The sequence below is a fragment of the Okeania sp. SIO2F5 genome, from assembly GCF_010692685.1.
Taxonomy (GTDB): Bacteria; Cyanobacteriota; Cyanobacteriia; order Cyanobacteriales; family Microcoleaceae; genus Okeania; species Okeania hirsuta.
The window spans coordinates 1-8,766 of sequence record NZ_JAAHGU010000213.1 but is presented as its reverse complement, the minus strand read 5'-3'; the positions used below and the strand labels follow the sequence as shown (position 1 = coordinate 8,766).

At 36.4% G+C, this 8,766-nt stretch carries 7 protein-coding genes and 2 pseudogenes; 4 read left to right on the top strand and 5 right to left on the bottom strand.

Features of this window, described 5'->3' with window-relative positions:
* Window positions 1-396 precede the first annotated feature (396 nt).
* From F6K27_RS31500 to F6K27_RS34490, 3 genes and pseudogenes are all read left to right on the top strand, one after another.
* Window positions 397-1,047 (top strand): annotated as a pseudogene (locus F6K27_RS31500) (transposase); the annotation flags it as partial.
* Window positions 1,048-1,230: 183 nt separating this feature from the next.
* Window positions 1,231-1,503: a hypothetical protein gene (locus F6K27_RS31495; RefSeq protein ID WP_287279734.1), complete on the top strand. Its 273-nt coding sequence runs from the start codon at window positions 1,231-1,233 to the stop codon at window positions 1,501-1,503.
* Between the two features lie 68 nt (window positions 1,504-1,571).
* Window positions 1,572-1,920: pseudogene (locus F6K27_RS34490) on the top strand (transposase).
* A gap of 118 nt (window positions 1,921-2,038) precedes the next feature.
* Here F6K27_RS34490 and F6K27_RS31485 read toward each other — a convergent pair.
* From F6K27_RS31485 to F6K27_RS31465, 5 genes are all read right to left on the bottom strand, one after another.
* Window positions 2,039-2,506, bottom strand: coding sequence for a Crp/Fnr family transcriptional regulator (locus F6K27_RS31485; protein WP_124146367.1), 468 nt, complete (start codon window positions 2,504-2,506; stop codon window positions 2,039-2,041).
* 1,229 nt (window positions 2,507-3,735) lie between these two features.
* Window positions 3,736-6,768 (bottom strand): HEAT repeat domain-containing protein, encoded by a 3,033-nt coding sequence (locus F6K27_RS31480; RefSeq protein WP_287279736.1) that lies wholly within the window; start codon window positions 6,766-6,768, stop codon window positions 3,736-3,738.
* A gap of 182 nt (window positions 6,769-6,950) precedes the next feature.
* Entirely contained in the window at window positions 6,951-7,073 is a 123-nt protein-coding gene (locus F6K27_RS31475) for a hypothetical protein (RefSeq protein WP_287279737.1), read from the bottom strand.
* A 79-nt stretch (window positions 7,074-7,152) separates the two neighbouring features.
* Complete coding sequence (locus F6K27_RS31470; protein ID WP_124146365.1) at window positions 7,153-7,449, bottom strand: transposase; 297 nt, start codon at window positions 7,447-7,449, stop codon at window positions 7,153-7,155.
* 92 nt (window positions 7,450-7,541) lie between these two features.
* Entirely contained in the window at window positions 7,542-7,844 is a 303-nt protein-coding gene (locus tag F6K27_RS31465; RefSeq protein WP_287279738.1) for a helix-turn-helix domain-containing protein, read from the bottom strand.
* Window positions 7,845-8,226: 382 nt separating this feature from the next.
* On the opposite strand from F6K27_RS31465, the gene F6K27_RS31460 reads away from it, so the two are divergent.
* A complete protein-coding gene (locus F6K27_RS31460; RefSeq protein ID WP_287279739.1) occupies window positions 8,227-8,376 on the top strand; it encodes a hypothetical protein in 150 nt (49 codons plus the stop codon).
* The last annotated feature ends 390 nt before the right edge of the window (window positions 8,377-8,766 follow it).

Sequence of the window (8,766 nt, the reverse complement as noted above, 5' to 3'; positions counted from 1 at the left end):
TCCCTTGTTGCTACTACTCGCAAGCTGGGACCCTTGCTTTTTTGAATATGTACGCGATCGCATTTCTCAGACCAGAAATATTCCCTCTCTGGCAACTATTATTGACGATCGCTCTTCTATTAATTCCTTTGGCTGGTCTTGGCAGCTATCATAATTGCCTACCCCATCATATTGAGTGGATACTTGCAAAATTTGTAATTAATTTTGCGTACTTTTTACCCTAAATCTCTGTTACCAGCTCCGATTTTTACTAAAACATAATCTTTGTATACTTTGAAATAAAGTGCCGAATGTTGGTTTCTAATTAACGGGACTTTAGTGAAAAAAAGGTAAAAAAAAGGTGATAATATATACCTGACAAGTATTTGACGTTAATTACTCCCTGGGGAAAGTCCGATGAAAGAAACAACTTCAGTGGCCATGCCCCCTTGTTTGCATCGATGGTGCGTTCGCAGTAGCGTTGCGTAAGCAAATCGCTTTAACAATGTATTTAAGACAAAAGCTCAAAAAATCCGGTAACCGAGAGTATATAGGAGGATGATTAGGAGAAAGCCACAGAAAAAACTTGTCTCAAATTGCCAACATGGTCTGTAGGTCACACCTACCACAAATTACGGCATTTTTTAGTTCGAGCAAATTGGTCCGTAGATGCTGTGAATCAGCTTTGTCTTCAAGTGATGTGGGAATGTCGTCAAACAAAACCTTCTGGTTTATTTGCTTTAATTATAGACGATTCAGGCCACAGAAAAAGCGCACCGCCTGCACCGAGGTTTCCTCGGCGTAAAGACGGAGCAAGAAGTGGTAATTTAACTGCAGGAGTAGGGTGACAATATATTAGGAGAAATAGGAAAAACAGATAATGGTGTAGTCGTAGTTACAACTAATCTTGATGATCGAGTTAAAAGTCTGCCTTGAGATATAGCTTTGTATCAGAAAGCTGATTCTTTTCCCAAAGGAAAAAAACACCCAGAATTTGTGAAGAAACCAGACTTAGCAATGTCTCTAATAGATCAATGTTTGTCTAGAGGAGACCAACCAGAAATTGTGTGAATTGATGGAGACTATGTTCAACAATTAATAATTAATTATTAATTATTACCTCTCCTTGAAAACAAGAGGATTGACTAATCATGAAAATTTTTATTTATTATCCCCTGAAAAGGGGAAGCGCATACCCACAATTTCTCAGTAAGTAGCTCTACTCTGTGTGTTGAACTTCAAAAATTCAACTTGACGCGAAAAAAAACTTTTCGCACAGCTCAAGCAGGAACCACAAAAAATCTGGAAAAAAGGCTTGATTATTGGGAAAACGTTCTAGATATCCAGGCAAAAAACCTAGTTTTTTTAGATGAAACTGCTATAAATTTAGCCATGACTAGAACCTATGGCCGTTCTGCCAAAGGAAATAAAGTTTATGATACTCGTCCCGATGATGCGAGGAACAAACTTAACATTAATTGGTGCAATTTCTTTGTCTGGTTTTTCTGGGATTATGACCATTGATAGTGGTACAATTCAACAATTAATAATTAATAATTACCTCTCCTTGAAAACAAGAGGATTGACTAATCATGAAAAATTTTTTCTTTTTTCCCCTGAAAAGGGGAGGCGCATACCCACAATTTCTCGGTAAAAATGTTTTTCAAGTTTTTATTGAACAAGTTTTATTACCTAATTTATGGCCAGGTGCATATTTGGTAATGGACAATTTACCAGCTCATCAAGTTGAGGAAATCAGAAATATAATTGAAGAAGCTCCGAATAAAAGTGCTATATCTTTCTCCATATTCTCCTGAATTTAACCCAATTGAAAATTGTTGGTCAAAAATTAAAGAATATTTGCGAGGGGTTGCGGCTCGTACTAGAGATGATGCTCGAAATAGCATTAATGGAAGCAATTTAGCAAGTGACTTTAACTGATATGAGAAATTGGTTCACTCATTCCTGTTACCGTACCTCACCATCCTCAAAAGTGCTGTAAGTATAAGCGATGTTGGTTTTATTTAGACAAAACCAATTTACTGAATATTTTGGTGAACTAACGAAACTCGGCTACTTTAGTAGTAGCTATACTATTTTCTCTGGCATTAATTTTTTGATTTAGTTCACGAATACGACGAGACAACAGACGAATAATATTAATAGCAATATCTGGTGTTTCATCAATTGCATCATAAAGTTGCATTTGAGTTAACATCAAACATTCACAAATTTCTAAAGTAGTTACAGAAGCAGAACGAGGTTCAGCATCAAACAAAGACATTTCACCAAAACAAGCTCCTTGTTCTAACCTTGCTAACTCCCTGTCTGCCAAATGAACTCTAACTTTACCAGATACCACAATATAAAGAGACCTTCCCTCTTGCCCTTCAGTAAAAATGCTATAACTACTAGGGAAAGATAGCTCATCCATAACAGAAGCTAAACGTACTAAGAAATCATCTCTTAATTCTCTAAAAATTGGGACAGCTCTAATAAATAAAAGACGCTCTACACTTGTCAGCATAACATTTACACCCTTCCCTTTGGTGAATAAACAAATTTAATAATCACGTTTTATTGAGCAAATTTTAATGGTTAATAATGTTCAGATAACATTTGATAGATGACTTTGCATTTCTTTAGTTTACACTATCCCATAATTAAAATTAATCATATCAATAGACTTTTTGTACAAGTCACCTAAAAGGTAAACAGAAGTATTTGAAAAAAAAGGGAAAAGAGATTTAATTTTTATACTTGCTGCAAGTTATCAGAAGTATCTGGTATATATACAAAATTGGTGTTGCATATTATGGAATGATATTGCCAAAAAATAGTTTAGACTTTGACTAAAAAAAACCTAACATTAATCATTACAGGAATTGATTAATCCAAAATCCTGTTCATCAAAAATCTCAAATCATACCAAATCTACCCTAGTAAGAGGGTATAAAAAAAATGGTAGTTTTATACGATACATAGGATTGAGAGATAAGACAAGCCTTTTTTTATACCCGGATTTGGTATTATTCGTCACTGTACAACGCCACAAAATTAATTTACAGCGCTTTTCATTTAAGTAGACTACAAAATTATTTTTGCTTAGGGGATAGAGAAAATGGAGTAGCGGCGCGACCCCACGGGGTGCGACAGACGCAAGCGGTTGGAATCCGGCGAGGTCTCCTCGCCATGAGAATGTCAACCAAGAGAGGGAATGCGCACCAACAGAGGCAGTAGAAAAATGCTTTGGCCACTGTAGTCTATCTATGTGAAAACCCTTATAATACCAAATTGATAAATATTTGCTACAAATAAATAGGTTATTTCTTAGGAGTCAACCCACCCCTCGCCCCTCCCCCTCCCAGGAGGGGAAGTCAGGAGTCAGGTAGGGGAGCTGTCAGATTGGCGACTTACAGAATAAATAGCTTTGATACCATTTATTAGGTCAGAATTGATATTTTTACTTCAAGGGACATCTCCTATAAAGTCATTTAATTGCCCTGATTATTCGTAACATTCTTTTTCCAAATTGGTATAATTCATAACCGAAGTAGGCAAAATCGGCACAGAAAATGTATCTCTAGTTATTAGTAGATTATAGGCTAATTACCTCAATAACCAAATCTACTTTAGGGAGAGACTTTGATTTTTTTGAAAATTATTTTAGTCAAGTAGATTGAGTATTCTTATAGTAGATATACAAACAAATTTGCCTATCTACTTATCCAAATTACGATAACTACCCTGCTATTGTTAACCAATACCAAATTCAACAATCATTTGTTCTACTTGAGCAGCTACCAGAGGATCTGGGTCACTTCTCAAATTAGGTAATAATTCAACCAAAGCACGTTGAGATGCCATCCGTAAATAAGCTAAAGCCGCCTCCCGCACAAAACCTGTAGGATGACGCAAACAAACTAAAGTTTGCTCTGCAGTTAAACCCCAACGAGCTGCACGAGCCATCTGCAAACAACAAGCCAAAGCCCAATCAGAAAGAAAATGACGTAAATTTAACAGATGCCGTAAACGTTCGCTAGGAGCCATTAGTTTATAAACCACCATCTCAGACAAACTACTTAACTTTTCCTCATAACTGTTTTGATCCAAAATATCAATCAGCGATCGCTTACAGGAAATATCTACAGTATTATCTAAAATCTCTAAACCACGGGCTAAATTTGAACGTGAGTCAGACTTAATATTAAAAGCTGCTGCCTGAATAGCTCCCAATGGATAGAGAAACTTCATTAATAAGAAACACCGTTCTATAGCATCTAACTCCAGCAATTTTAATGCCCGCAGTAACATTTGCGTGTAATCAGTACTCAGTTTTCCATTAACCTCCTCTACGATAGGAGATAGAGTAGTAGTAGAAGTAATATCCACTCCAGACAAATCTACTATACCTGCATAAACTTGCCCCATAAACATCAACTCTTGCTCAATTAAAATTTCTACACCGCTACGACCTACCCGTTCAAGTACCCCCTCAATTCCAACTTCCCCTGGCATTGTCAACAATCTTCGCAGAATATTACGGCGTGTTATACCCCAGGTAGTCATCATTCTGTTTACCAGAGCATCCAGCGCTTCAATTGTACCAATTTCACCAATAGCATTCCAAGCCTGTAATCTGACCAAATCTGACTTATGAGAATCATCTGCCAACTTTACCAACATCGGAATCCCATCATTACCTAACCTCACCAATGCTTGTAACGCAGCTTCCCGAGTAGATTTGTAAGACAAACCTCGCAATAAAGAGGGGTAGTAGCTTTCCAAACGAGTAGCAGCAATTACATCCATGCAATACTTTCGCACTCGTAACGATTCATCCTGTAATAAACTAGGGACATACAATCGTAATCCTTGCAAATAATCTGCTTCCCCCAAAGCACGAACGCCCATAACTCTTTCTTTTTCTAGTTTGGAAGTAATCATCCTGCGTAAAACATTAGTAGCTTCAGCTTTTTGCCCTCGATCGCCTCGACGCATAATTAAAGCTGCGGCAGTACCTCTTACCACTGGATCTACTGAAGGTTGTAAATAAGGTCGTATTTGATTAATCTCTGGCTCTGATTCTGTCAGCCAAATATAGCGTAAAGCCAAAGCCAATACTTCTGGTGGTATAGATGTCTGAACTAGGGAACGTACTTGTTCGAGATAAGTTGGGTTAGGATGATTCAACATTACTTCGAGACTTTGATGTTGTAATTCAGATGACATAACCGGCAAAAGTGGAGCCAGTATTTCCCCTAAATTTTTTTTATCTATTTGACTAAGTAACTCAATGCAGGAACGTTTATCTTCTTCTGCTGTACCTTTTTGCAAAGTTTCTACTACCGAGCGCTTCAATGCCCGCATATCTACATCCAAGACACCAAGTCTTCCTTTACCAGCGCTTCTTACTAGCAAGCCAATATATTGGCTTCTAATTAACCATATTACTCCCAACCATACGAAACCAGATATCAGAATTGCTATTACAAATATCAGACCCTGCTGGTCTTGAAACCCACTGTGACTAGGATTTAATATTAATCTACATAACCAGAGAATTGCTAGTATTATTAATCCACTCAAGCCTGTAGAAAATGGTTCTGCCACCCCATTTACCATTGTTTGAACATCGCTGCGAATATTTTCAGGCAGAGGTTGGAATAAAACAGGTCCAGTAGTTTCAATCAACGTATAGTGTAATAACTCATCTAAAAATCTCAGAATTACTAATCCTATAAATACTGAAAATAATCCTGTTATTGCGCCTGTAAAAGAAAATAAGCCTAAAGCTATTGCTCCTATTGGTAGTATCATCGCTGTACCAAAAACTCCGATTCTTTCTACTAGACGACTAGAGGCAAACCATTGAGTTGCTACTTGGCAGGTACTCAAAACTCCCTCAAATAAACCTAAGAAAGTTGCTATTTGACTTGCTCCATCAGTTGTTGGGTTTTGCAGTTCTAGTTGATAAAAGAATTGAAAGTCTATTAATACATAGAGAACTTCTGCTATTACAAAAAATATGATTAATGGGAGTATATAACCTTGTAGAGGTCCTTGAATGTTCCTTGTAGAAAATTCTTGTTCGTCTTCTTCCGGTATCCAACGGCTAGAGTCAGGAAAAGATTGTTGATATTTTTCTGACAAAAATAACAGTATTCCTGACCCACATACTATCATTAATCCAGATATTATTGTAACATTACTCAGTCCAACAAAGTATAGTATTAAAGGTAGAGAAAATCCACTAATTACTCCTGCTACTAAAAAACCACTACTAATTATTGGATATGTTCGCTTAATTTCTCTGATGTTAAATAACTGATTAGCTGTGATTGAGGTATTCAGATCGTTGAGCAAATAACAAGCTTCTACCCACAACCACATCATAAAGGTAGTCAGAAAAGCTAAACTCAGACCAGTTATCTGTACATTTTCGATACCAATACCAAACCGAAATAAAAACAAAGGTGCTGCCATTAGTAATAGAATAACTATTATTACTCGACGCAGAGGCATGATTTTTTGTAGCCAAGAATAGACAAAACCCAGACCTGAACCTATAACAGCACTGGCAATATATATCCATGGTAGTTTGTCAGCACCATACTGGTCTAAAAATAAACTAACTGTACTTAGTTCTAACCAAATTAATCCGACAGAAGTAAGAGTATATACCGCAAACATTAGCAAGGTTCGCTCTACTTCCTCAGAACGGAGATTGAGGGATATTAGCAGTTTATCTCCTAATCCTGTGTAATTTTTCAAACTTCTCTGTTCCATGAATTTGCTGAATTTGAACTTAAATGTATACTTAAGAAAGTATACTTCTTGCCCAATAGTTTAAATCCTCTCCTGAAAATTATCAGAAGAGGAATGTACTTAATAAATCAAGTAGAACGGAGAGCTAGCTTCACCCACTCAAACTTAATTAGTATTATCCTAAACTGTGAAGTTCTCTCTCGTTAAATATAGCAATGAGCGCTGGTATATTTACATACTACATAAAACTGCAAAAGCAATACAAGTGCTGCTAAATGACCGATATTTTTTATTTGCGATCGCATCCATTCTGCGATCACCGACACTACCCCTCTCGCGATTGCGCCTTGGAACTTGATTTAACAGATAATTAAAAAATCACATTCTTGTCTCAAAGCGATCGTCTCAAAGAGCAACTACATCAATTATTCGTATAGCATATCTTTCACCACTACGTTGTAATTTTGGTAGTAAACAATTTTCCCACCAGCTCTCATGCCATACACGATTACAACTTCCTATAAATGTTAAAGGAGCAAACTTTTTTTCTTGATTTATAGCTGCAATCCAACTTACTCTCTCAGTTCTTTTTCCTGATTTCATACCTGGTACTCTTTTTCCTTTAACTCCATAACCATAAGGATAATCTTCCCTATTATCTATTCCAGCTTCATCTACATCAACAATATCTTTCTTGTCCATTTGATTTAGTTTAAAGATAAATTCTTCTGTTTCTAGTTCGTCTGTTTCTTGATCACCATATGTTTTTTTTTACGAGTAAAACCAAGTTTTTTTTAACCTCTACTAATAGTAAAACGACTACAGTTTCCCAATGTTGCAGCCATTTGTTTTTGAGTTTGTTCGTGAAATGCCTGAACAAATTTTTCAAATTCTTCCCAGTCTTTAATTTTAGAGATCTGAGCAGGAGGTACACTGACTTTAGCTGCTGTTGAGCCTGTGCTTAAATATCGATATCGCCATTGATCAAGAGTAGGCCGACTTATATTTAATAAACGACTCACATGACTAATAGACATACCATTAATCATGAGATTAAGAGCCCGTTGACGCAAATCTTGACTGTAAGGATGTACCATAACACTCAAACTTTATTTGAAGATAGAAGTTTCTTAAATTATAAACTGTAAATTTTCAATACCTAAACACACATCCTGAAAATTTTAATGTTTGGCGATCGCCTAATTTATGTATGAAAAATGCAGGTCATGCAGCAACTACAATACTAGATAAATTCTTTATGTAGTATGTAAAGATGCCAGCACTCATTGCTATAGATGAAGAAAAATTGGTGGATTTTGTACCTGATGAAGTGAAAATTCATGTATAGCAATGAGCGCTCAGGTATTTACAACTTAGTAGCTCAAAGTGCAGTAAGGGAAAAGGTTTACAAAAAATAATGTGTAAATATGCCAGAGCACATTGCTATAGATTTGGGTTTCCAGGGGTTACAGAAGGAATTTGTCAACATCAAGCCGACCCACGAAAAAACCTCGATCTAAGGAATTAACTGACCAACAAAAACATCTCAATCAAGAAAAAAGTAGCGATCGCGTCAAATGTGAACATACAATATCTGGGGTAAACAGATATAATGCAGCTAGAGGATGATATCGAAATCACATCAAAGATGCGCGACGCTCACTTCATGTTCACTGCAGCTGGACTCTGGAATTTCTACTTAATGGCAGCATAATTTAATGATTGAAAGGTAGAAATTTTCCATTTAACTTTAAGGTTTTATTTCGCGACAAGTCTACTGATGAGCGGATGATTAACTCTACTAAAACAGAATGACTTTAATTTCCCTGATTTTTTGAATCTTGGTCGCCCTCCACGTTTACCAGTTTGATCAGGTATTAACCAACGTTTCTAAGCTTGATCTAGTCTTTGTAAGTTAATTTGTTGAACTTCCTATGGAGATTTCCTTGTAGTCGGGAAATAAGTTTTTTGTCTGTAAGAGTGATGATTGCTCAAAAGAATAATCTGGCAACTCTTGAA